The 23126-nt window shown below is 69.4% G+C and carries 19 protein-coding genes; 9 read left to right on the forward strand and 10 right to left on the reverse strand.

What is annotated here, in order from left to right; all coding sequences use genetic code 11:
• Nucleotides 1-387 precede the first annotated feature (387 nt).
• The gene (locus tag DMP23_RS39560; RefSeq protein WP_337824034.1) at nucleotides 388-2262 is read right to left on the reverse strand and encodes a propionyl-CoA synthetase; all 1875 of its coding nucleotides are present in this window, start codon (nucleotides 2260-2262) and stop codon (nucleotides 388-390) included.
• A gap of 217 nt (nucleotides 2263-2479) precedes the next feature.
• On the opposite strand from DMP23_RS39560, the gene DMP23_RS39565 reads away from it, so the two are divergent.
• Complete coding sequence (locus tag DMP23_RS39565) at nucleotides 2480-4201, forward strand: serine/threonine-protein kinase (protein WP_037811181.1); 1722 nt, start codon at nucleotides 2480-2482, stop codon at nucleotides 4199-4201.
• Between the two features lie 413 nt (nucleotides 4202-4614).
• Here the strand turns inward: DMP23_RS39565 and DMP23_RS39570 are convergent, their stop codons facing one another.
• Nucleotides 4615-5181, reverse strand: coding sequence for a class I SAM-dependent methyltransferase (locus DMP23_RS39570; RefSeq protein WP_337824035.1), 567 nt, complete (start codon nucleotides 5179-5181; stop codon nucleotides 4615-4617).
• Nucleotides 5182-5236: 55 nt separating this feature from the next.
• On the opposite strand from DMP23_RS39570, the gene DMP23_RS39575 reads away from it, so the two are divergent.
• Entirely contained in the window at nucleotides 5237-6016 is a 780-nt protein-coding gene (locus DMP23_RS39575) for an AraC family transcriptional regulator (RefSeq protein ID WP_199817531.1), read from the forward strand.
• On the opposite strand, the gene DMP23_RS39580 is transcribed toward DMP23_RS39575, so the two are convergent.
• Nucleotides 5967-7535 carry a dolichyl-phosphate-mannose--protein mannosyltransferase gene (locus DMP23_RS39580; protein WP_037811184.1) on the reverse strand — a complete coding sequence of 523 codons (1569 nt, stop codon included), beginning with the start codon at nucleotides 7533-7535 and terminating at the stop codon, nucleotides 5967-5969. The genes DMP23_RS39575 and DMP23_RS39580 overlap by 50 nt on opposite strands.
• A 54-nt stretch (nucleotides 7536-7589) precedes the next feature.
• Here DMP23_RS39580 and rsmI point away from each other — a divergent pair, with 54 nt between their 5' ends.
• The gene (gene rsmI / locus DMP23_RS39585; RefSeq protein WP_337824036.1) at nucleotides 7590-8429 is read left to right on the forward strand and encodes a 16S rRNA (cytidine(1402)-2'-O)-methyltransferase; all 840 of its coding nucleotides are present in this window, start codon (nucleotides 7590-7592) and stop codon (nucleotides 8427-8429) included.
• A 1-nt stretch (nucleotide 8430) separates the two neighbouring features.
• Here the strand turns inward: rsmI and DMP23_RS39590 are convergent, their stop codons facing one another.
• Entirely contained in the window at nucleotides 8431-9552 is a 1122-nt protein-coding gene (locus tag DMP23_RS39590; protein ID WP_337824037.1) for a hypothetical protein, read from the reverse strand.
• Nucleotides 9553-9561: 9 nt separating this feature from the next.
• Entirely contained in the window at nucleotides 9562-10038 is a 477-nt protein-coding gene (locus tag DMP23_RS39595) for a QsdR family transcriptional regulator (RefSeq protein ID WP_337824038.1), read from the reverse strand.
• Between the two features lie 176 nt (nucleotides 10039-10214).
• Between DMP23_RS39595 and DMP23_RS39600 the strand changes: the two genes are divergently transcribed.
• A complete protein-coding gene (locus DMP23_RS39600) occupies nucleotides 10215-11174 on the forward strand; it encodes a quinone oxidoreductase family protein (protein WP_037811187.1) in 960 nt (319 codons plus the stop codon).
• Here the strand turns inward: DMP23_RS39600 and DMP23_RS39605 are convergent.
• The 5 genes from DMP23_RS39605 to DMP23_RS39625 form a co-directional block, all read right to left on the reverse strand.
• A complete protein-coding gene (locus DMP23_RS39605) occupies nucleotides 11171-12409 on the reverse strand; it encodes an aminodeoxychorismate synthase component I (RefSeq protein ID WP_238604203.1) in 1239 nt (412 codons plus the stop codon). The two genes, DMP23_RS39600 and DMP23_RS39605, sit on opposite strands and share 4 nt — an antisense overlap.
• Nucleotides 12410-12454: 45 nt before the next feature.
• Nucleotides 12455-13069 (reverse strand): glycoside hydrolase family 25 protein, encoded by a 615-nt coding sequence (locus tag DMP23_RS39610; RefSeq protein WP_037811190.1) that lies wholly within the window; start codon nucleotides 13067-13069, stop codon nucleotides 12455-12457.
• Nucleotides 13070-13166: 97 nt separating this feature from the next.
• The gene (locus tag DMP23_RS39615; RefSeq protein WP_037811192.1) at nucleotides 13167-13931 is read right to left on the reverse strand and encodes an ABC transporter permease; all 765 of its coding nucleotides are present in this window, start codon (nucleotides 13929-13931) and stop codon (nucleotides 13167-13169) included.
• Entirely contained in the window at nucleotides 13921-14919 is a 999-nt protein-coding gene (locus tag DMP23_RS39620) for an ATP-binding cassette domain-containing protein (RefSeq protein ID WP_037811194.1), read from the reverse strand. Before DMP23_RS39620 ends, DMP23_RS39615 begins: the two co-directional genes overlap by 11 nt.
• A 93-nt stretch (nucleotides 14920-15012) precedes the next feature.
• Complete coding sequence (locus DMP23_RS39625; protein WP_037811196.1) at nucleotides 15013-15597, reverse strand: PadR family transcriptional regulator; 585 nt, start codon at nucleotides 15595-15597, stop codon at nucleotides 15013-15015.
• 61 nt (nucleotides 15598-15658) lie between these two features.
• On the opposite strand from DMP23_RS39625, the gene metG reads away from it, so the two are divergent.
• The 5 genes from metG (at nucleotide 15659) to rsmA (ending at nucleotide 22735) form a co-directional block, all read left to right on the forward strand.
• A complete protein-coding gene (gene metG, locus DMP23_RS39630; protein WP_337824039.1) occupies nucleotides 15659-17455 on the forward strand; it encodes a methionine--tRNA ligase in 1797 nt (598 codons plus the stop codon).
• Nucleotides 17456-17952: 497 nt separating this feature from the next.
• Nucleotides 17953-18843, forward strand: a complete 891-nt coding sequence (locus tag DMP23_RS39635; RefSeq protein ID WP_337824040.1) for a transposase family protein — start codon at nucleotides 17953-17955, stop codon at nucleotides 18841-18843.
• A 321-nt stretch (nucleotides 18844-19164) separates the two neighbouring features.
• A complete protein-coding gene (locus tag DMP23_RS39640) occupies nucleotides 19165-19989 on the forward strand; it encodes a TatD family hydrolase (protein WP_134734475.1) in 825 nt (274 codons plus the stop codon).
• 427 nt (nucleotides 19990-20416) lie between these two features.
• Complete coding sequence (locus DMP23_RS39645; protein WP_037820292.1) at nucleotides 20417-21799, forward strand: resuscitation-promoting factor; 1383 nt, start codon at nucleotides 20417-20419, stop codon at nucleotides 21797-21799.
• Between the two features lie 93 nt (nucleotides 21800-21892).
• Nucleotides 21893-22735, forward strand: a complete 843-nt coding sequence (gene rsmA, locus DMP23_RS39650; RefSeq protein ID WP_337824041.1) for a 16S rRNA (adenine(1518)-N(6)/adenine(1519)-N(6))-dimethyltransferase RsmA — start codon at nucleotides 21893-21895, stop codon at nucleotides 22733-22735.
• Nucleotides 22736-23126 lie beyond the last annotated feature (391 nt).

Here is a 23126-nt window from a genome sequence, read left to right on the forward strand (position 1 = left end):
GGCTGGCACCTGATGTCCCGTTCGCCGGGATGCCTGCGGCGCCCCAATGCCGCATTGGGTGCGCTGGACGCACCGAACGCCGCATTGGGTGCGTCGCATGCACCCAATGCCGCATTGGGGGTTTTCAGCAGCTGTGGTGTGCGGCGGGTCCCGCCCATCGGCTAGGGACAGCTTCACGCACCGCGCTCGTGGGGCTGGCACGCGCTGGCGAAGTCCGTGAAGGGCTCCTTGCGGGAATCAGATTCCCTCAAGGAGCCCTTCACGGACTCAGCGGGAGTGAAACCGTCCGGCGCGGCTCGGCGGCCGGTGCCCGCAGCGCCCGGCAAACACCGCCACCGCGAACCCGCCACACACCGCGCTGCTGAGAAAACCTCTCCGTGTCGGTCCTCAGGGTCGCAGAATCGCCCGCAACGCGTCGAGCACCGACGGGTCCTCGATAGTCGACGGAATCACCTCGTCGCGTCCGTCCGCGATCCCGCGCATCGTCTTGCGCAAGATCTTCCCCGAGCGTGTCTTCGGCAACGCGCTGACCACGGAGACGTCCCGGAACGCCGCCACCGGCCCGATGTCCCGGCGAACCAGCGCCACCAACTCGTCCCGCAACTGCTCCTCGGGCACCTCCACCCCGGACTTCAGCACGACAAAACCACGCGGTACCTGCCCCTTCAGCTGGTCCGCGACCCCGATCACCGCGCACTCCGCGACCGCCGGGTGCGAGGCCAGCACGGCTTCCATCGAGCCGGTCGACAGCCGGTGTCCGGCCACGTTGATCACGTCGTCGGTGCGGCCCATGACGAACAGGTAGCCGTCCTCGTCGAGGTAGCCCGAATCGCCGGTCAGGTAGTAGCCGGGGTAGCGCGACAGGTACGCCTCGCGGTAGCGCTCGTCGTCGCCCCACAGCGTCGGCAGCGAACCCGGCGGCAGCGGCAGTTTCAGCGTGATCGCGCCCTCGCGGCCCGCCGGGAGTTCCTCGCCCGCCTGGTCGAGGATGCGCACGTCCCAGCCGGGCACCGGTTTCGTCGCCGACCCGGGTTTGACCGGCATCGGTTCGAGCCCGCGCGGGTTCGCCGCGATCGGCCAGCCGGTTTCGGTCTGCCACCAGTGGTCGACGACCGGCGTGCCGAGGATGTCGTGCGCCCAGTGGTAGGTCTCCGGGTCGAGCCGCTCGCCCGCCATGAACAGGGTGCGGAACCGGGACAGGTCGTACTTTTTGAGCTCGTCCGCGTCCGGGTCCATCTTCTTGACCGCGCGCAACGCCGTCGGCGCGGTGAACAGCGCCTGCACGCCGTGCTCGGAGATGACCCGCCAGAACGCGCCCGCGTCCGGGGTTCCGACGGGTTTTCCTTCGTACAGCACGGTTGTCGCGCCGACCAGCAGCGGCGCGTAGACGATGTACGAATGCCCGACGACCCAGCCGACGTCGGAAGCCGTCCACCACACGTCCCCGGCGTGGACGTCGTACAGCGCGCCCATCGACCACGCCAGCGCGACCGCGTGCCCGCCCGCGTCGCGGACCACGCCCTTCGGCCGCCCGGTGGTGCCGGACGTGTAGAGGATGTACAGCGGGTCGGTCGCCTTCACCGGAACCGGATCGACCGGGTCGGCGTCGGCGACGAGTTCGGTCCAGTCGAGGTCGGCGCCGGACAGTTCCGCGCGCGCCTGCTCGCGCTGGAACACCACGACGTGGTCCGGCTGGTGCTCGGTGGTCTCGAGAGCGGCGTCGATGATCGGCTTGTACTCGACGACCCGCGTCGGCTCGATCCCGCACGACGCGGCGAGGATCAGCTTCGGCTTGGCGTCCTCGATCCGCGCGGCCAGTTCCTTCGGCGCGAACCCGCCGAACACCACGGAGTGCACCGCGCCGATCCGCGCGCAGGCGAGCATCGCGATGACGGCCTGCGGGATCATCGGCAGGTAAAGGATCACGCGGTCGCCGCGGGTCACCCCGAGCGACGCGAGCGCGCCGGCGAAGGTCGCGACCTCGTCCCGCAACTCGGCATAGGTGTAGCGGCGTTTGCGGCCGGTGACCGGCGAATCCCAGATCAGCGCGTCCTGCGCGCCGCGGCCGCCGTCCGCGTGCCGGTCGAGCGCGTTGTAGGAGGTGTTCAGCTCGCCGTCGGGATACCAGCGGTAGAACGGCGCGGCGGACGAGTCGAGCGCGCGGGTGGGCCGCTGCGTCCAGTCGATCGCCCGGGCCGCTTCGAGCCAGAACCGCTCGGGGTCGTCCAGACTGCGTCGATACGTCTCGGTGTACGCGCCCACGAGGTCTCCTTTGACTTCCGACGGCCGAATCTGCCCTCATGATGGCCTTTCCCCCGGCGGAACGCAGGTCAGCGAGGTCAGGCGAGAACGATGCAGTGGATCACGATCCCGGCGCGACCCGGCAACCCCGCGAAGGCCGTGTGCGTCCTAAGCTGGACCGTGGGGAACAGCCGCGCAGCGGCACCAAGACGACACTGACAGTGAGGGGAACCAGCCGGTGAGCGGAATCGCGAGCGCGCTGCTCTCGCTCGCGCACACCTTGTTCGGCCCGGGGTTCTGCCCCGGCGACTGGGTGTGGGCGACGACCACAGCGGGTGCGCTCGTCGCGCTCTTCCCGGCGGCCGGGGCGCTGATCGTGGCGATCGTCCGCAAGGGGACCGGCAACCGGTACGACGCGACGACGCTCACCGTGTTCGGGCTCATCGGCGTGGTCAGCGTGCTGGTGCTGCCGTGGCTGATGGCCTCGGGCATCTCGGAGACCTTCCGCGCGGCCAACGCGGGCGGCGTAAGCGGGCTGTCCGCCTCCGAAACCGCCAAGCTGAGCACGAACTACTGCTCGTTCATCGGCGTGCAGAAGACCTACCTCGGCGGCGGACCGAACGTCTTCGAGACGCTCTTCTACCCGCGCGGCCTCAAGCTGTCCTACGCGCTGTACCTGCTCGCCTTCACCGTGCTGCCGGTCGGCTCGCTGCTGTTCGTGATGCTGCAGGCGCGCACCGCGTTCCGCCGCGGGCCGAAGTGGCCGTCGCGGTTCTTCTGGATTCCCTTCGTGGTCATGGCGGTCGCGAGCTCGGGCATGTCGGCCAACACCGCCGTGCACTTCTGGCTCGGGTTCCTGCCGTTCAGCATCCTGGGGCTGATCCCGGTCGCGCTGGTCGGACCGCCGCCGTGGTCGGTGATCAACCGGCCGGAGCCGCGCCGCGACGAACCGCCCGCCGCGCCGCCTCCGCCGCGCCGGGAGCAGTTGCCGCCGCCCCCGCCGCCGCAGAACAAGCAGTACCCGGCCACCGCGCTGGCGTCCGCTCCGGAGCCGCCGCCCGCCGGGATGCTGGCCGCCGCGCCCGGCGCGATCCCGCCGCCGCCCGGTTCGCGCAACGCGGGCAGCAGCCGGTACCGGCGCGTCCGCCAGCTCGGGCACGGCGGGTTCGGCACGGTCTGGGAAGCCGTCGACACGCAGCTCAACCGGACTGTCGCGCTCAAGATCGCGCACGCGCCCGACCGCGACACCGAGGAGCGCATGCAGCGCGAGGCGCGGGCGCTGGCCGTGGTGAACCACCCCAACTGCGTCCGCGTGTACGACCTGGTCGAGGAGCCGGACGGGCTCGCGCTCGTCATGGAGTACCTGCAGGGCCGCCCGCTCGCCGAGGTGGTCGACGGACAGGGCCCGATCGACGACGTCGCCGCAGGCCGGCTGTGGTCCACGATGGCGGGCGCGCTGGTCGCGGCACACGAGCGGGGCGTGCTGCACCGCGACGTGAAGCCGTCCAACGTCATCCTCGACCCGGCGGGCATCGCGCACCTCATCGACTTCGGCATCGCCCGCAGCCAGGGCGACTCCAAGATGACCGCCACCGGGATGATGATCGGCACGCCCGATTTCGTCGCGCCGGAACAGGCGATGGGTTCCCCGGCGAGCCCGGCGTCGGACGCCTGGCAGCTCGCCGCCACGGTCAGCTACGCGCTGTCCGGCCAGCCGCCGCGCGGCACCCGCGAGACGCCGATGGCCGCGCTGATGGCCGCGGCGCGGGCCGATCCGGTCACGCACCTGCCGCAGCGTTCGGTGCACGCCCGGATCCTGGCGGCGTCGCTGGACCCGGAGCCCCGCCGCCGCCCGACGCTGAACTCGGTGCGGCGCGAGGTCGACGGCTGGCTGAGCCGGCAGGGCAAGGCACTGGACGGGCCGGTCACGCAGATCGTGCCACGCCGGTCGTCCCGCTGAGTCTCGTGAGCGGCTACGCCGGTTCTAACCGGCTGTCCTGTCTCAGGACTTTCCGGACAGTTTTTGGCTGGTGAGGCGTTGGTAGCGTACTGATCTGCCGACGGTGAGCTGGCGGACGAGGGCACCACCGGTCATGACGGTGACGCGGTCGCCTTGCCAGTAGACGGTGGCGGTATGTCCGGCCCAGGTGCGTGTCCCGGGACAGGCCGTGCTCGCGGCAGAACCGCACCACGTTGACCTTCTCGCCGTAAGCCGCCCGGGCGACCGCGGCGACGAACTCAGGATCCCATCGAAAACCCTGCTCTGCCCGTCGCCGCATGATCACCACAAAGACCATGGTCACCACGCCGACAGGCCGGTCAGTGTCCGCGACGTCCTGAGACTGAGCAGCCGGTTCTAACCGGCGCAGCCGCTCACGACGGCTTCACCGCGGAAAACTCCAGCCGCTTGCGCTCGATCCCCACCCGCACCTGCTCAAACCCGGCCGCCGCCAGCCGTCCCGGCAGCGTGCCCGCGTCGAGGACGTTCATCGTGTCCCCAATGTGCAGCAGCCGGAATCCGAAGCTGAGCTGGCTGTCCACGCCGCAATAGGTGCCGCCGGGCCGCAGCACCCGGAACGCCTCCGCGAAGATCCGGTCTTGCAGTTCGTCGGTCGGCACGTGATGCAGCATCGTGAAGCACACGACCCCGGAGAACCGGCCGTCCTCGAACGGCATCTCCGCACCGCTGCCCTCCACGATGTCCGCCCGGTTCCCGTATTTCTCCCGCAACAACCGGGTCGACGCCGGGTCGATTTCCAGCGCGGTCAGCCGTGGGAGAGCGTCGATCAACACCCTCGTGGTGGCCCCGAAACCCGGTCCGATTTCGAGCACGTCGTCGCCCAACTCGAAACGGGCGAGCCAGTCCGGCAGCACCTCGGCGACCGCGGCGGCCCATTTTTCCGAGCTGCAGAGCTTGCGGTGCATCAGGTTCATCGGCATGGCCCCGACGCTAGGGACGAGCCTGGCTGACCGGAAGACGATAGGCTGTCACCTCATGTCGCAGTACGGTCAAACCGGCGCGATGCTGCTCGGTGACCTCCCGATCGCGCCCGGAGCCTGGTTCCCCTGGCACGAACATCCGGCGCACCAGCTTGTCTGGGCCGCGCGCGGGGTCGCCGCGGTGATGGTCGGCGACGCGCAGTGGGTGCTGCCGTCCACGCGCGCGCTCTGGATCCCGGCCGGGGTCCGGCATCGCACCGGCGCGGCTGGGAACGTCGAACTGCGCGGCATCTACGCCGATCCCGAACAGTGCCCGGTCGACTGGCCGTCCCCGCGAATCGTCATCGTCCGGCCGTTGCTGCGGGAGCTGCTGGAGCACCTGTCCGCGGACGGAATCAGCGACGCCGCCCGACGCCGTGCCGAAGCCGTCGCGTTCGATCTGCTGGAGCCGATGGACGTAGCGCCGATCGTGGTCCCCGCGCCGGCCGATCCGCGAGCGCGGGACGTCGCCGACGCCGTCCTCGCCGATCCCGCGGATTCGCGCAGCCTGGCCGAGCTGGGCCGCGAAGTCGGCGCGAGCGAGCGGACGCTGGCCCGCGCGTTCGTCCGCGACTGCCGGATGACGTTCGGGACCTGGCGCACGCAAGCCCGGCTGCGCGCGGCGTTGCCGTTGCTGGCGCGGGGAACGCCGATGACGACCGTCGCGCACCGGGTCGGGTACGCGACGGCCAGCGCGTTCGTCGCCGCCTTCCGCCGGGCGGTGGGGGTGCCGCCGGGCGCTTACTTCAGCGCCACGAAGGCAGCCACATTTCCGCCTGCCAATGGGCGTTCGTGATCGGGATTCCGTTGAGGATCGGCCACAGCCAGGCGAAGTTCGCGACCACCAGCCCGACGTAGAGCGAGACGACGAGCAGACCGGTGCCCCGGCGTTCGAATCCGCGTTTGGCGCTGCCGAGGATCTGCCCGAGCGCCAGCACCAGCCCGAGCACGAGGAACGGGGCCATCGGCGTGGCGTAGAAGAAGTACATCTGCCGGTCGATGTTGGTGAACCAGGGCAGGTAGCCGGCGAAGTATCCGGTGAGCACGGCGGCGTAGCGCCAGTCCGCGCGGAAGAACCAGCGCCACAGGCCCCAGCCGAGCATCGGGACGGCCAGCCACCACATCGCGGGCGTGCCGATCAGCATCGTCGCGCCGAGGCAGCGCGATTCGCCGCAGCCGGTGACGTCGCCGTCGTAGTAGTAGAGCATCGGCCGCAGGCCCATCGGCCAGGTCCACGGCTTCGACTCCCACGGATGCGGATTGTCCTTGGGCGTCAGCAGGGTTTCGTGGAAATGCAGCACGTTGGCGGTGTAGCTGCCGAGCGAGCGCAGCGCGGGCGGGATCCAGCCGAACATGCCCGGGTCGAGGTTCTTGATCTCGGTGTAGTGCCGGTCGGTCGCGGTCTCGCTGGCGAACCACGCCCAGTACGCCGCCAGGTACATCAGCACCGGCACGACCAGGATCGCCCATAGCGCGGGCGCGACGTCGCGCCGGATCGTCCCGACCCACGGCCGCTGCACGCCCGCCGCGCGCCGGGCCGCGACGTCGAAGAACACGGTGAGCAGGCCGAACGCCGCGATGTAGTACAGCGCCGACCATTTGACGCCGAAGGTCAGGCCGATCATCAGCCCGGCCGCGAACCGCCACCACCGGAAGCCGAGCTTCGGCCCCCACTGCGATTCGCCGATCCAGCCCTCGCGCACCGCGACGGCCAGCCGCTGCCGCACTTGGTCGCGGTCGCAGAGCACGCAGGCGAACGCGGCGAGCACGAAGAACGCGATGAAGATGTCCAGCATCCCCATCCGCGACTGCAGGTGCAGCACGCCGTCGCAGATCACCAGCACGCCCGCGATGCCGCCGAGCAGCGTCGAGCGGGTCAGCCGGCGCGCGACGCGCACGGTGAGCAGCACGATCAGCGTGCCTGCCACCGCCGACATCAGCCGCCAGCCCCAGCCGTTGTAGCCGAAGAGCCACTCGCCGAAGGCGATGAAGTCCTTGGCCAGCGGCGGGTGCACGATCAGCTCGTACCCGGCGTTGTCCTCGTACCCGCCGTTGCGCAGCATCTGCGCGGCCTGGGGCACGTAGTGCTTCTCGTCGAAGACGGGACTGCCGTGGTCAGTGGGCAGGCCAAGGTTCTGCAGCCGGACGACGCCGCCGATCACGGTCAGCACGATCGTGACGATCCAGCCGCGCAGCCGGTCGGCGGGCATGGCCCGGCCGAGCAGGGTGGCTTCGCGGTCGGTCGGGGGACGGCGCGCGTCGACCGGGTCCGGCCGCACGCTCTCGTCGTCGGCACGGGTCAGCAGCGCGGTCACGGGGCCCGATAGTACGGCCTGATCCACCGGCGGCGTCTGGTTAGGCTGACTGCCATGACTTCTGCGCCCGGACGGCTCGTCCTCGCCGCCACCCCGCTGGGCGATCCCGGCGACGCGTCCGCCCGGCTGATCGAGGCGCTGGGCTCGGCGGACGTGATCGCGGCCGAGGACACCCGGCGCCTGCGCGGGCTCACTTCCGCGCTCGGCGTGTCGCCGACCGGGCGGGTGGTCAGCTTCTACGAGGACGTCGAGACCGCCCGGCTCCCGAAGCTGCTGGAGGCACTGCACGGGGGCGAGACGGTGCTGGTGGTGACCGACGCCGGGATGCCGAGCGTGTCCGATCCGGGCTTCCGTCTCGTGGCCGCTTGCGTCGAGGAGGACCTGCCGATCACCTGCCTCCCCGGCCCGTCGGCGGTGACGACGGCACTCGCGTTGTCGGGGCTGCCGTGCGACCGGTTCTGCTTCGAGGGCTTCGCGCCGCGCAAGCCCGGCGAGCGGTCGAATTGGTTCGCGGAGTTAGTGAGCGAACGCCGGACTGTCGTGTTCTTCGAATCGCCGCACCGGATCGCTTCCCTGCTGTCGGACGCTGCCGCCGCACTGGGCGGTTCGCGGCGGGCCGCGGTGTGCCGGGAGTTGACGAAGACGTACGAAGAGGTCAAACGCGGCACGCTCGCGGAACTTGCCGAGTGGGCAGCGGACGGGGTGCGCGGCGAGGTCTCGGTGGTGCTGGAGGGCGCGGCGCCTCGGCAGGCATCGGTGTCGGATTTGGTGCCGGAGGTGGCGGAGCGGGTCGCCTCGGGGGAGCGTCTGAAGACCGTCGCGGCCGAGGTGGCTGGTGCGGCCGGGGTGTCTACGAAGGAGCTTTACGCGGCGGTGCTCGCGGCTCGGAAGTGAGTCAGCTCCTCCGGGCGTTGCCTTCGGCTAGAAGCCGCAGCCAGTGCGGGTCGCCCGGCGCGGTTTTCGTGATCGTGGCCAGTTCCTCCGGCCGCCAAGTGCCGACACCGTCGGTGTGCACGACGTGGTCTTCCGTCAGGCCGTCGTCGGGAATTTCCTTGGTGCTGGCAAGGAACTCGGCGACGGTGGCCGGATCCGCGACGGTGCGGGGAGAAGGAACGGGCACCAGTGCGAGTTCGCCGTCTCCGGCGACCACGAGGTCGCCGTTCGACGTCGCGACCAGCGCGGTCACTGCCGAGCGGAGCAGTTTGTGCTTCTTGGTTCGGTCGCGCTCGACGTCCACCTCCAGCAAGGTGCCGGACGGCGTCCCGATCCACAGCGCGCCGGGCCGTGCACCGAAGGCGATGGTGAGCTGGGACGAGATGGAATACCTTTTGAGCGAGGTCTTCAGGATTCGGCGCAGCGAAGGGAACTCGAATACCAGGACCTGGTGTTCGTAGGTGTTGCCGCGAATCGCCAGGTACCGCCCGTCGGAGCTGAAGACCGGAAGGCCCCAGCAGTTGGACTCCAGAATCAGCGCCCGGTCCAGGAACCGCAGCCGGTCGCCTGGACGGGAGAAGAGCACGAAGCTCGCGCCCTGGTCGCTTTGCTTCGTGGCGATCAGCCCTCCCGCCGGATGCGCGGCGATGCCGCCGTCCCACATCGGGGCAGGCATGACGGCCCCGGTGTCGAGATCGATGACGTCCGAACGGTCGTAGCGCTCGGGTGGGGTCGGCGACGTCCACAGCGACTGGCCGTCCGGGCTGAACGCCACGTCGAGAGAGACGGCGACATCCAGCACGGAGGTGCCGTTCCGGGTCCAGCGCACCGTTTCCCCGCTGCCGGGCACGACCAGTTCCGGCCGTTCCGGATGCCAGGCGACGACGGGCCAGCGGCCGAACTTCCCGTACTCCGCGGAATCCGCCCCCACCGCGCCGATTTCGCGCAGCACTTTCTCGGCGTAGTAGAGATGCACCGCGGGCCGCTCCTGGTCGATCCCGGCGACGAGCGGCAGTTTCGGATGGGATACCAGCTCGCCGATCGAAGCGGCGGGGATCCGGGCGATGGCCTGGACAGCGGTCACCAGAAGACTTTAGCGACTGCGCAACAGCATTTTGGCCGCTATTAAGGCCTTCTCCGCGTCCGGCTCCTCGCCGGTGATCGCGTCGGTGTAGATGAACGACTCGCCGACCCGCACCAGCAGATACGCCAGATCCGCTACCGGCAACGGAGACTCCAGCCGCCCGGCCGTGACCTCGTCGGACAGCAACGCCTGCACCTTCTCGATGGTCCGCGACTGCACCAAGCTCGCCTTGGTCGTCAGCAACCGCAGCGCGCGCTCGGGCTCCCGGCGCAGGAAGGCTCGGAACGGCGAGGAAGCGTTGACCGTCCGCACGAACGCCCCGATCGCCTCCGCGATGCCGTCGCCGCCGCGGCCTGCATAACTGACGTTATCCAGCACCGAGGCCGTCTCCGCCCACAGGATTTCGCTCAGCAGGTGGTCTCGGCTGCCGACCCAGCGGTGCAGGGTCGCGCGGCTGACGCCGAGGTCGGCGGCCAGGTCGCGCATGTCGACGCGGTCTCCGGCGAGGAACCGGGCGCGGGCGAGGCGGAAGGCCGCGACGGCGTCGGGTCGCGAGGTGCGGGTGGACAGTGGCGTATCGATGAGTGAGACGTTAGCAGAAAGTGTTCCATCGATGAGACATATGGCAGAATGTCTCACGAAGAGCGAGAGGAGCCGCGAAGATGCGTGCTGTGCAGGTGACCGAGTTCGGCGGTCCCGAGGTGCTGAAGCCGGTCGAGCTGCCCGATCCGGTGGCCGGGCCGGGACAGGTGCTGATCGAGGTCGACCGCGTCGGGCTGAATTACGCGGATACGCATCAGGCGGAGAACTCGTATCTCGCCCCGAGCAAACTGCCGCTCGTGCCGGGCGGCGAGGTCGTCGGGCGCACGGCGGACGGCAAGCGCGTGGTCGCGCTGCTCAACGACGGCGGCGGGTACGCCGAGCGCGTCGCGGCCGACGAAGCCATGACGTTCCCGGTGCCGGACGGCGTCGACGACCTGAACGCGCTTTCGATGCTGGTCCAGGGCGCGACCGCGTGGATCATGCTGCGCAAGAACGCCCACCTCGAGCCCGGCGAGACCGTGGTCGTGCACGCCGCGGCCGGCGGGGTCGGGTCGATCGCGGTGCAGCTGGCGAACGCGTGGGGCGCGGGCCGCGTCATCGCGACCGCGAGCAGCGAGGAAAAGCGCGAGCTGGCGATCGAACTCGGCGCGGACGTTGCGGTCGATTCCCGTGCCGAGAACATGACCGAAGTCCTGCGGGAAGCCAACGGCGGCAAGCGGGTCGACATCGTTCTCGACATGGTCGGCGGCACGACGACCGACCAGAGCATCGCCGCGCTCGCTCCGTTCGGCCGTCTGGTGTTCTACGGGATGGCCGGCCGCCGCTCGCCGAAGCCGATCGAGTTGCGCAATCTGCTCGGCCACAGCACGACCGTCGCCGGGATGTGGCTGCCGCACGTGTTCCGCTTGCCGGGCAACGTTTTCGGCACCGCGCTTGCCGACCTGTTCACCATGGTGCTGGACGGGAAGCTCCGCGCGATCGCGGGCGGCGAGTACGCGCTGGCGGACGCCCGGAAGGCCCACGAAGCGCTGCGTTCCCGTGGCACGACTGGAAAACTGCTGCTCGACCCGCGGCGCTAGCACTCCCGGGGGCTGGCGAGCAGGGACTCCAACGGCGCCGCTTTGTGCAGGCACTCCTGCCACTCGGCGGCGCTGTCCGAGTCCGCCGTGATCCCGCCGCCGACCCCCAGTGCGATCCGGCCTTCGGCGATCTCGAAGGTCCGGATCGCCACGTTCAACTCCAGCCCCGCCAACGGCGACAGCAACCCGACCGCGCCGGTGTACACGCCGCGCGCGGCCGGTTCCAGCTCGGCGATCAGGTCCAGCGCCCGGATCTTCGGGGCTCCGGTAACCGACCCCGGCGGGAACGTCGCCGCCAGCAGTCCGGCATCGGTGACCCCGTCCGCGAGCAGACCCTCCACAGTGGACGCCAGATGCCACACTCCGGGAGCCGGGTGCACCGCGAGCAGTTCCGGCACCACGACGCTGCCGACCTCGCACACCCGCCCGAGGTCGTTGCGCACCAGGTCGGTGATCATCACGTTCTCCGCGACGTCCTTCGCCGACTGCCGCAACCGCGATGCGTTGCCGTCGTCCGCCGGGCCGCGACGGGGCAGGGTGCCCTTGATCGGCGACGACCGCACGCGGCGGCCGTGGCGTTCCAAAAACAGCTCCGGCGACAGCGAAACCACCGAACCCCATTCACCGGTGACGTAAGCCGCCCGCTGTGGAGCCAGCCGCCGCACTCCCTCGGCGAACAGCGCGGCGGGCGAGCCCTCGAACGTCCCGGTGAACCGCGAGCAGACGTTCGCCTGGAACAGTTCGCCCGCCTCGATCTCGTGTACGCACGCCTTCACTGCCTGCTCGTGCCCGGACGGCCGGTCCAGCGCACTAGCGGACCACGACAACTCCGCGGACCCGGCCAACGCACGCTCCACCACGGCGAGCTGCGCGTCCGCGTCGCCTTCGAGCGACTCGAACCAGCACGCGCCCGCCGCGTCCCAGCGCAGCACGTGATCCGCCCAGCCCCAGGCCGACACCGGAACCCCGGTGGATCGGCCTGACGGATCGGCCTGGTCGTAAGCCAGAAATCCGAACCACCCGCCGCCGATCCGGCCTGAGGGTCCCGAGGCGGAAAAAGCCGACGGGAACGGTCGCGGAGTCACCGACACGAACGGCGCCACCACCGCGCGCGATCCGAACCAGTTCCCGCACACCGCGGCGGGTTCGGGCAGGCCGTGGGCCCGGGCGTACGCGGACAGCAGAACGAGCGCCCGCGAAGGGGTCAGGTCGGTCCGCAGCCGCTGGAAACGCATCGCGCCATTGTGCCGGAAACCGGCGGTGACCAGCGGAAAAGGTGATCAGAGCAGCACATCGGACAGGGCGAACGGATACACCACCGCGTCCTGCGCCACCGGTCCGTCGACTCCGGGCACGTCCGGCGCGAAGGCGTGCTGGTGCAGCCCGAGCCGAGAATGGAACCACCCGGGCCGCCCGGGGATGCCGTTGTGCCGCACGAGCCACAGCACGACCTCGGAATCGGCCCAGCGGTCCGGGTGCAGCCGGTGCGCCCAGCAGTCGTGCCCGGCGTACACGAGCACCCGGCTGATCTTCGCGGCGTGCCGCACGTGCTTGATCCACGCCTTCACGAACCGGTCGTCGACGCTCTGCGCGTCCACCTCCAGCGCGGGGGCGAGCGATCCGGGCGCGAACGCGCCGAGCCTGCTCGCCGTCCGGACGAAATGGTCGGCCTGGTCGTGCACCGCGCCGGGCCGGGCGTAGTGCCGGGCCCCGGTGTGGATGCCCGCGTGCTGGGCCGCGGCGAGCATCCGCTCCGCGCCCGGATCGCTCCAGTTGACGTTTTCACTGATCGTGACCGAGGCGAACCGCACGTCGGCGCCGCGCACCGCCGTCCAGTCGAGCACCTGCTCGCGATGAGTGAGCGTGAGTCCGCGCCCACTCTCCGGTTCCGCCACCTCGCACCCCTGACAAGCCCCACGACGGGTGAAAGGCCACCCTACGTCCGGAATTCCGGAGCGGGGTGACCTTTCCCGGCGTGTCGATGGGCTTTGATCAGGCGTTTTCCCGTTGGAAGGTGCGCGTTCCCCACCAAATCGCCAAAACGGCCATGACCAGCACGACCACGCTGCCGGTGAACAGCGCGTCCATCGAGAAGTCGCCGCGGAAGCTGTTGCGCTCCACGTCGACCACGTGCCGGAACGGGTTGATCTGCGAGATCGTGTACAGCCACTTCGGAGCCAGTCCGGCGGTGATCGGGATGAGGATCCCGGACAGCAGCAGCAACGGCATGAGCACCGCGTTGAGCAGCGCCGGGAACGACTCCTCGCTCTTGAGCGTGAGCGCAAGCGCGTAGGAGCACGACGCCAGCGTGAGCGCGAGCAGGAACACGATCGCGAGACTCAGCAGCACGCCGCTGAACGGCGCGTTCAGGTCGAACACCAGGTAGGCGAGCAGGATGATCAGCACCGATTGCACGGTCGCCTGCAACGCGTTCGCCAGCACCTTCCCGAGCAGCAGCGCGGCCCGGTGCACCGGGGTGACGCGCAGCCGCTCGACCACGCCGGACCGGAACTCGGCCAGCAGCCCGAAGCCCACGAACGAACTGCCGAACAACGCCAGCTGCGCGATCAGCGCGGGCGTGAGCACCATCCAGCCGTCGACCTCGGACATCCCCTGCGCGCTGAGCGACTTCACCAGCAGCGGGCCGAAGAAGAACAGGTACAGCAGCGGCTGGGCGAGCCCGATCAGCAGCCACGCCGGATTCCGCAGCGCGGCCGCCATGTCGCGACGGAAGATCAGCCAGGTGTCACGCAGCATCGGACACCTCCGGTTCCGCCGGCGCGGGCTGCTCGGCCTCGCGCAGCGACCGGCCGGTGAGCGCGAGGAACACGTCGTCCAAGGTCGGTCGCGTGACCTGCATCGAGGTCGTCGCGATTTCCTTGGCGTCGAGCGCGCGCAGCAGCTCCGGCATCGCGGTGTCGCCGCGCGGCACCCGGAACCGGATCGACCCCTCGCGCACCGCGAACTCGTGCGCGCCGGGCAGCTGCCGAGCCAGGTCCGCGGCGGCCGCGGCGGATTCCGGATCGACCTCGATCGCGACGCCGTCGCCGGAGACCTGCTCCTTGAGCGCGTCCGGATGCCCGTCGGCGACGATCCGGCCGTCGTCGATCACGATCAGCCGGTCGGCCAGCGCGTCCGCCTCGTCGAGGTAATGCGTGGTCAGGAAGATCGTGACGCCCTGCTCGGCGCGCAACCGCCGGATGTGCTCCCACAGGTTCGCCCGGCTCTGCGGGTCGAGCCCGGTGGACGGTTCGTCCAGGAAGACCAGGCCGGGCGAATGGATCAGCCCCAGCGCGATGTCGAGCCTGCGCCGCTGACCCCCGGACAGCGTCTTCGTGGCGCGCTGTTCGAGCCCGGTCAGGTCGAGCTGGCCGGCGAGCACCTTGCCGCGCGCGATCGCGTCGGCCTTGCTCATCCGGTACAGCCTGCCCTGCAGCTCCAGCTCTTCGCCGACGCGCGATTCGGGCGCGGTCCCGCCGCCCTGGGCGACGTACCCGATGTTGCGGCGCACCCCCGCCGCGTCGGTGAGCAGGTCGTGCCCGCCGACGGTCGCCGTGCCCGCGGTCGGTTTCAGCAAGGTGGTGAGCATGCGCAGCGTGGTGGTCTTGCCCGCCCCGTTCGGGCCGAGGAACCCGACCAGCTCGCCCGCCTCGACGTCGAGGTCGACCCCCTTCACCGCGTGCACCTCGCCACCGGCTCGGCCCTTGCGGCGGAACCGCCGCTCGAGTCCGCGTGCCGTGATCATGGAAACCCCTCTCCTCCCAGAAGATCAACTAGTCAAGCTTGACTAGTTGACGCGCACACTGTGCCCGAGCGAGAGCGAGTTAGTCAAATTTGATTACTGGGCAGGCTGGCCGAACGCCGAGCCCGGATCGTCGGCCATCACGTATTCGCCCGCCTCGAGCCTGGTGATCAACCCGGTGAGCCATTCCCGGCTGGCCTTGGCGATCCCGCCCCACAGCCGGAACAGCTCGGACACGTGCGGCGGCTTGTTCCAGGTGTCGTCTTCAAGGCCCAGCCGCGACCGGCGTTCCTCGGCCTCGAAGTGGATCAGGTTCTGCCGGAGCAGGCTGATCACGTTCCTGCGGGGAAGCGCGGGCATCAGGCTGATCGCCGCGCACAGCTCCGCGTTGCTCGCACTCGGATCGGACAAGCCCTTCGCCAGCAGCGTCTGGAACTCCTGTTCGCCGTCCGGGGTGAGCCGGTAGGCGACCCGATCCGGACCGCCGTCGCCCGGTTCGACGTCGATCTTCTCCAGCAGGTCCTCGGCGGTCATCTTCTTGAGCGCGTGGTAGATCGAACCGGGCTGGACGTTCGCCCACTTGTCCGCCGACCACGACAGCAGTTCGCGGCGCACCTGGTAGCCGTGCGCGCGGCCGAACATCCGCACGACCCCGAGCACCAGCAGACGCGTCGCCGACACCGGCTCTCCCTTCCCCGACCGCCAGGAAACGCCCTGGAGCGCATCCGTAGGCTAAACAGGTATGAGCACCCCTGTGTTGACCGCGGTGGCCTGGCCCTACGCCAACGGCCCCCGCCACATCGGCCACGTGTCCGGATTCGGCGTCCCGTCCGACGTCTTCTCCCGCTACCAGCGAATGGCCGGCAACCGGGTGCTCATGGTGTCCGGGACCGACGAACACGGCACGCCGATCACCGTCCAGGCGGACAAAGAGGGGATGACCCCGCAGCAGACCGCGGACAAGTACACCCGCCAGATCGACGAGGACCTGCGTGGCCTCGGCCTCTCCTACGACCTGTTCACCCGCACCACCACCGGCAACCACGCCGCGGTCACGCAGGAGATCTTCCTCGCGCTCAACCGCAACGGCTACGTCGTCCCGAAGACCACCCGCGGCGCGATCAGCCCGTCCACCGGCCGCACGCTGCCCGACCGCTACATCGAGGGCACCTGCCCGATCTGCGGCTACGACGGCGCGCGCGGCGACCAGTGCGACAACTGCGGCAACCAGCTCGACGCCGCCGAGCTGATCAACCCGAAGTCGCGGATCAACGGCGAGACGCCGAAGTTCGTCGAGACCGAGCACTACTTTCTTGACCTGCCCGCGTTCACCCAGACCCTCGGCGACTGGCTGGGCACCAAGACCGACTGGCGCCCGAACGTCCTCAACTTCACCAAGAACCTGATCGACGACATGCGCCCGCGGCCGATCACCCGTGACCTCGACTGGGGCGTGAAGATCCCGCTGGACGGGTGGCGCGACCAGCCGCTCAAGCGGTTCTACGTGTGGTTCGACGCGGTCATCGGCTACTTCTCCGCCAGTGTCGAATGGGCGCGCCGCAACGGCACGCCGGACGCCTGGCAGGAGTGGTGGGCCAACCCCGACGCGCGCGCCTACTACTTCATGGGCAAGGACAACATCACCTTCCACGCCCAGATCTGGCCCGCGCTGCTGCTCGGCCAGAACGGCGACGGCGACCGCGGCGGCGAGCCGGGCAAGTACGGCAAGCTGCACCTGCCGGACGAGATCGTGTCCAGCGAGTTCCTGACCATGAGCGGGTCGAAGTTCTCGACTTCGCGGGGCACGGTCATCTACGTGCACGACTTCCTGCGCGAGTTCGGGCCGGACGCGCTGCGGTACTTCATCTCGGTGGCCGGGCCGGAGACTCAGGACACGGACTTCACGTGGGACGAGTTCGTGCGGCGGACCAACTTCGAGCTGGCCAACGAGTGGGGGAACCTCGTCAACCGGTCGATCTCGATGGCGCACAAGAACAATGGGGCGATCCCTGCCCCGACTGCGCCTGCTCCGGCGGATGAGGAGTTGAAGGCGCTGTCTCGGCAGGCGTTTGAGACTGCGGGTGGGCATCTTGCTCGGTCGCGGTTCAAGTTGGCTGCGGCTGAGGCGATGCGGGTGGTTACGGCGGCTAACCGGTATCTGTCGGATCAGGAGCCTTGGAAGCTCAAGGATGATCCGGATCGGCGGGATGCGGTGCTGCATACGGCGTTGCAGGTGGTTAGTGACGCTAATACGTTGCTGACGCCGTTCCTGCCGCACTCGGCGCAGAAGGTGCACGAGGCGCTTGGCGGGACTGGGGTTTGGGCTGCGCAGCCTGAGCTGCAGGAGGTTCCGGATCTTGATGTGCCGGATCGGGTTAATCCGATTTTGACCGGGGATTATGCCGGGGAGCAGGCTCGGTGGGAGTCGAAGCCGGTTGAGGTCGGGCGGCCGTTGGCGAAGCCTACGCCGTTGTTTACGAAGCTGGACCCGAAGTTGGGGGAGACTGGGCCTGAGTGGGCTCCGATTGTTACTGACTGACTGGGGGCTCGTCGCCTGGCGGCGACATCGTTTGGTGGTTGCGTGGGGCACCCCGAAGCTTGATTGTGCTGACGGTTCGGGGGTGCTTGTCAAGGCGGGAAAGATGCCTTGACAAGCACCCCCGAACCGCAGATGCGCTTCGTATCGGGGTGCGGGGGAGGGGCTGGGTGCCTCGATAGCGGGTGCATCGGCTGCGGTTGGGTGCGTTGATGCCGTGGGTGCATCGGCTGCGGTTGGGTGTCTTGATCGTTGGGTGCACCGGGTGCGGCGGGGTGTCTCGATGGTTGGGTGCTGCGGCTGGGTCCTTCGATGCGTGGGTGCATCGGAGCGGTGTGGTTGATGGCGAGGGGCTAGCGCCCCAATGGGGTTGTTTCATCGTGGTTGTGGCTGGTGGGGGCGGTGGTTGCGGGTTGGTTGGGTTGTGGGGCAAGGGGAAGTGCTGTCGGGGCCCGGCGTGGCGGCGTGGGCATGGGTGAAGCCCTCGGCAGGATCGAGATGTGAGTCAACCATCCGCCGAGGGCTTCGACCCTCTTTCCTACCAGGTCGTTCTTCCTCTTTCGCAGCAGACCCTGCAGCTGGTCGCCGAGTTGATCCGCGGGCGCCGGCGGCGGTTGCGGTCCCGCTGGCGCAAAGCCGGCCCGGCCGGACAGGCTTTGGTGGTGCTGGCGGTGTTGCGCCACGATCCGCGGCTGGCGCACATCGCCGGCGGTCACGGCGTCTCGGCCTCCACGGTGCGCCGGTGGGTGCTGGAAACCGTCGGCCTGCTCGCCGCCCGCGCCGCCCGGCTGGACCGGGTCCTGGACCGGCTGGCCGCCCGCGGCGCGGCGGTGGCGCTGGTGGACGGAACGCTGATCCGGACCCGCCGCCGGGCCGGGCGCGCCAACCGGGCCCATTACAGCGGCAAGCACAAACAGCACGGGCTGGTCGTGCTCGGGCTGACCGACGAGGCGGGCCGGCTGCTGTGGATCTCCGCGGTCCTGCCGGGCCGCACCGCCGACATCACCGCCGCCCGCCGGCTGCGGATCCGCGAACGGCTCCACGCCCGCGGCCTGTCCCCGGCCGGGGACAAGGGCTTCCACGGCTGGCACAAAGACGTCCGCACCGCCCGCGACTGCCCGCACTGCGGCGGGCCCTGCGAGCAGATCGTGCTCACCCCGTTCAAAGCCGAAACCAACCGGCCGCTGACGAAAGGCCAGAAACAGGCGAACGCGGCGTTCGCCGCGATGCGCTGCGCGGTCGAGGGCGGCTTCGCCGCCCTCAAAAACTGGCGCATCCTCGACAAACTCCGGCTCCACACCCGCCACGCCACCACACTGCTGCGCGCCCTGCTCGTGCTCACCCACCACGAACAACGCACCCGCGACACCGCCCAGCCCCACCAACCCTGACCACTACCACACCCCCTCAACCCCACCCCACCAGCACAAACCACGATGAAACAACCCCAATGTGGCATTGGGTGCGTCAGATGCACCCAATGTGGCGTTCGGTGCGTGGGATGCACCCAACGCCACATTGGGGCGGGCAACCCGGCCCAAGACTGAGGTGGCGGGCGGGGCGGGTCCGTGAAGGGCTCATCGAGGGAATCTAAGTCCGTGAAGGGGTCCCTCACGGCCGTCGCGGGTCGTGAGGGGAACCCTGGGGGAATCTGGGTACGTGAGGGTTCCCCTCACGGCATTCGCGAGGCGGGGGCGCAGTAGCTTGGAAGCATGGGTGCCGAAAAGCGCGAACTTCCTCCGATTCCTGATCGGCTGCCGGTGACGGTGGTTGACGCGCACACTCATCTCGACGCGTGCGGGGCCGAGACTGCGGCTGATGTCGCCGCGATGGTCGACCGTGCCGAGCGGGCTGGCGTTGCGCGTGTTGTCACTGTCGCGGATGATCTCGCGGCTGCTCGCTGGGCTTCCGAAGCGTCCACCTGGGACTCGCGGGTCTTCGCTGCGGTGGCTATCCATCCCACGCGTACCAAGGAATTCGGGCCCGCCGAACAGTCCGAAGTGGAGCGTCTGGCGCGCGGGGAGCGGGTCGTCGCGGTCGGTGAGACGGGGCTTGATTACTACTGGGACTACTCGCCGCACGATGCGCAGCAGGCTGCGTTTCGCTGGCACATCGACCTTGCGAAGCGGCTTGGCAAGGCGCTGATGATCCACGACCGCGACGCGCACGAGGACGTGCTTCGCATCCTCGACGAGGAAGGTGCGCCCGAGACGGTCGTCTTCCACTGCTTCTCCGGCGACGAGCACATCGCGCGCCGCTGTGTCGACAAGGGCTACATCCTGTCCTTCGCGGGCACGGTCACCTTTAAGAACGCGCGCGGGCTGCACGAGGCCGCGCGTCTTGTGCCGCGTGGGCAGTTTCTCGCGGAGACTGACGCGCCGTTTCTGACGCCTCATCCCTACCGTGGGCGGCCGAACGAGCCGTATTGCACCGCCTACACCGTTCGCTTCCTCGCTCAGTTGCGCGGCGAAGCGGTCCACGAGGTGGCCGAAGCGGTCCGGACCACTGCCGAACGCGCATACCGGCTGCCTGCGTGATTCCGTAGTGTCACAACGGGTTGCACGGATTGCGACATTCGAGACCGCGCATTCGTCCACCTGATGAGTGACGCAAGTCACGACACTCCGGGGGGTGTTTGCGCAACCTGCCGACACCCGTTACTGTCCCGTGATCGTGCCGGTCGGTACCGCGCAGCGGAACCGGCTGATACGCCCACCAGTCACGTCAGTGCACGTCGGGGAAGCGGAACCGGGGTTGGTACGACCTGGGACCGTGACGATGGCGCTGGCTGGGGGTGTCGGACTTGAGAGGCGCGCCCGAGGGTGCGTCGCGAACGAAGGACGACGCGCGAACGACGCGCGATGTCTTGGGAAAGGGAACGACCCGGTGACTGGTAGTCGGCAGGATGATTCGCGTCTTGACGCGGGTTCGGCGTATTTCTCCTCCTCCGAGTCCTCGGTGGCCGTGCTCGACCGCGAGCTCGAGGACACCGCCTACGGGCAGCTTGACTTCTCCGACGAGCTTCGCGTGACCGAGCAGGACGTGCTCGCCGCGCTCGGCCCGGACGCCGACCTGTTGATGTCGGAAATCGACGTCGACGTCGACGAGCTGATCCGCCTCATCAACGCGGAAACCACGATGCTTCCGCCGCTCGTCCTCCCGGACGAGGTCGAGCAGGACCGCACCGCCTCCCCGCAGGCCAAGAAGGCCGCGGTCGAGGAAGGGCTGCGCGAGGCGACCAAGACCTGGAAGCGCCGCTTCCTCAAGGGCGCCGTGCTCTCGCTGCTGGTCACCGTCGGCGGTGGCGGCGCGGCGGCGCTCGCGATGAACAAGAGCATCACCGTCGACGTCGACGGCCACCAGCAGACCGTGCACAGCTTCGGCGGCACCGTCGGCGACGTGCTCAAGGACGCGGGCCTCTCGGTCGGCGAGCACGACGCGCTTTCGCCCTCGCCGCAGGCGGCGGTCGGCGACGGCGGCGTCATCAAGCTCGAGCGCGGCCGTCAGCTGAACCTCGTCGTGGACGGCGTGTCCCGGCCCTCCTGGGTCCGCGCGACCACGCTCGGCGAGGCCATGAACCAGCTCGGCATGGGCAGCATGCTTTCCCAGGGCGCGTGGACGTCGATGCCGTCGTCCGGCGAACTGCCGCTGGAGGGCTCGACCGTCCAGGTCAAGACCCTCAAGCACATCACGCTTTTCGACGGCACCAACGCGCCGCGCAAGGTGGACACCACCGCGGTGACCACCAAGGAGCTCGCCTCCGACCTGAAGCTGAACCTCGGCCCGGACGACGCGATCGAGGGCGGTCTCGACGTCAGCCTGAAGAACGGCGCCGAGGTCCACGTCAGCCGCATGGGCGTGTCGATGGTCAACCAGGAAGAGACCATCGACCCCGAGGTGCAGAAGGTCGACGACCCGACGCAGCTGCAGGGCCAGCAGAGCGTCGAGGACCCGGGCACGCCGGGCAAGAAGCTGGTGACCTACAAGGTCACGAAGAAAAACGGCGAAGAGATCGCGCGCGAGCACGTCTCGGAGAAGGTCCTCGTCGAGGCCAAGGCCAAGATCATCAAGGTCGGCACCAAGAAGCCGCCGGCCCCGGCCATCGGCGACACCGGCGCGTGGGACCGCATCGCGCAGTGCGAGTCGGGCGGCAACTGGTCGATCAACACCGGCAACGGCTACTACGGCGGCCTGCAGTTCGACCGGCAGACCTGGAACGCCTACGGCGGCCAGCAGTACGCCCCCACCGCCGACAAGGCGACCCGCGAGCAGCAGATCGCGATCGCCGAGAAGGTGCGCGACGCCCGCGGCGGCTACAGCGCCTGGGGCTGCGGCTACAAGGCCTGAGCCACGCTCTGATTTTCCGGCAGGCGGCCGGGAGCCTCGCGCTCCCGGCCGCCTGTTTTCGTCCGCCGCGCCGCCGCTGGGTAGGCTCGTCCGGTGGTGGAACTGCTGGGGCCTGCCGAAATCCGCGGGCTGGCCGACGAACTCGACGTCCGGCCCACGAAGAAACTCGGGCAGAACTTCGTGCACGACCCCAACACGGTCCGCCGCATCGTCGAACTCGGCGGCGTGCAGCCGGGGGACGTCGTCCTGGAGGTCGGACCCGGTCTCGGCTCGCTGACGCTCGGCCTGCTGGCCGCGGGCGCTCAGGTCGTCGCTGTGGAGATCGATCCGGTGCTGGCCGCCCGCCTGCCCCGCACAGTCGCCGAGCGCGCGCCTGAGGCCGCGGACCGGCTGACCGTCGTCGGCGCCGACGCGCTCCGGGTGCGGGCGGCTGATCTGCCCGCTGAGCCGGTGTCGATCGTCGCGAACCTGCCGTACAACGTCGCGGTGCCGGTGGTGCTGCACCTGCTGGCCGAGCTGCCGTCGCTGCGCAGCGGGCTCGTCATGGTCCAGACCGAGGTCGCCGACCGGATGGTGGCCGGGCCAGGGAGCCGCACTTACGGCGTGCCGAGCGTGAAGCTCGCTTGGTACGGGCCCGCGCGCAAGGTGGCCGCCGTGCCGCGCGCGGTGTTCTGGCCGGTGCCGAACGTCGATTCCGCTCTGGTCTCGTTCACCCGGACCGACCCGGTTTCCGGAGTGGATCGGGCCCGGCTGTTCGCGGTGGTCGACGCGGCGTTCTCCCAGCGGCGCAAGACATTGCGGGCCGCGCTGGCCGGGTGGGCTGGTTCCGCCGAGCGGGCTGGCGAGTTGCTCGCCGAGGCGGGGATCGACCCGAAGACGCGCGGGGAGCAGTTGGACGTGCACGCTTTCGCGCGGATCGCGGCTGCCGGAATGTGACCCACCTCCCCCAGGGTGCTCGCCCTGCGACTTCCAACGGCGGCGTCGGAGCAGGTATTCCCTGGTTTCGCCGCGTTCTCCGATGATCTTGTGTCGTCGCTGATTGTGGGTCATTCCCTGCTGCTTGGCTACGCTTGGTGACCACGCGAGCACGGCTGAAACAGCCGCCCACCTGTGACGAGCAGCTCGGCATTCGGGGGAGTCGGACTGCTCCACGCCCGGGATTGTTCCGCGGGGCTGACCCGAGGTGCTTCGCTTCGCTGACCTATCTCGGCTCGGTCGAGGCCCCGGTGCACCGCGCGTCGAGGCCCGCGAACCATCGCCCCTTGACAACGAGAAAACTCTTGTTCCACAAAGATCCTTGATCGTCCACAGTGGAACAAACCCGTCC

The sequence above is a fragment of the Amycolatopsis sp. A1MSW2902 genome (assembly GCF_017312175.1).
GTDB classification, from domain to species: domain Bacteria; phylum Actinomycetota; class Actinomycetes; order Mycobacteriales; family Pseudonocardiaceae; genus Amycolatopsis; species Amycolatopsis nivea.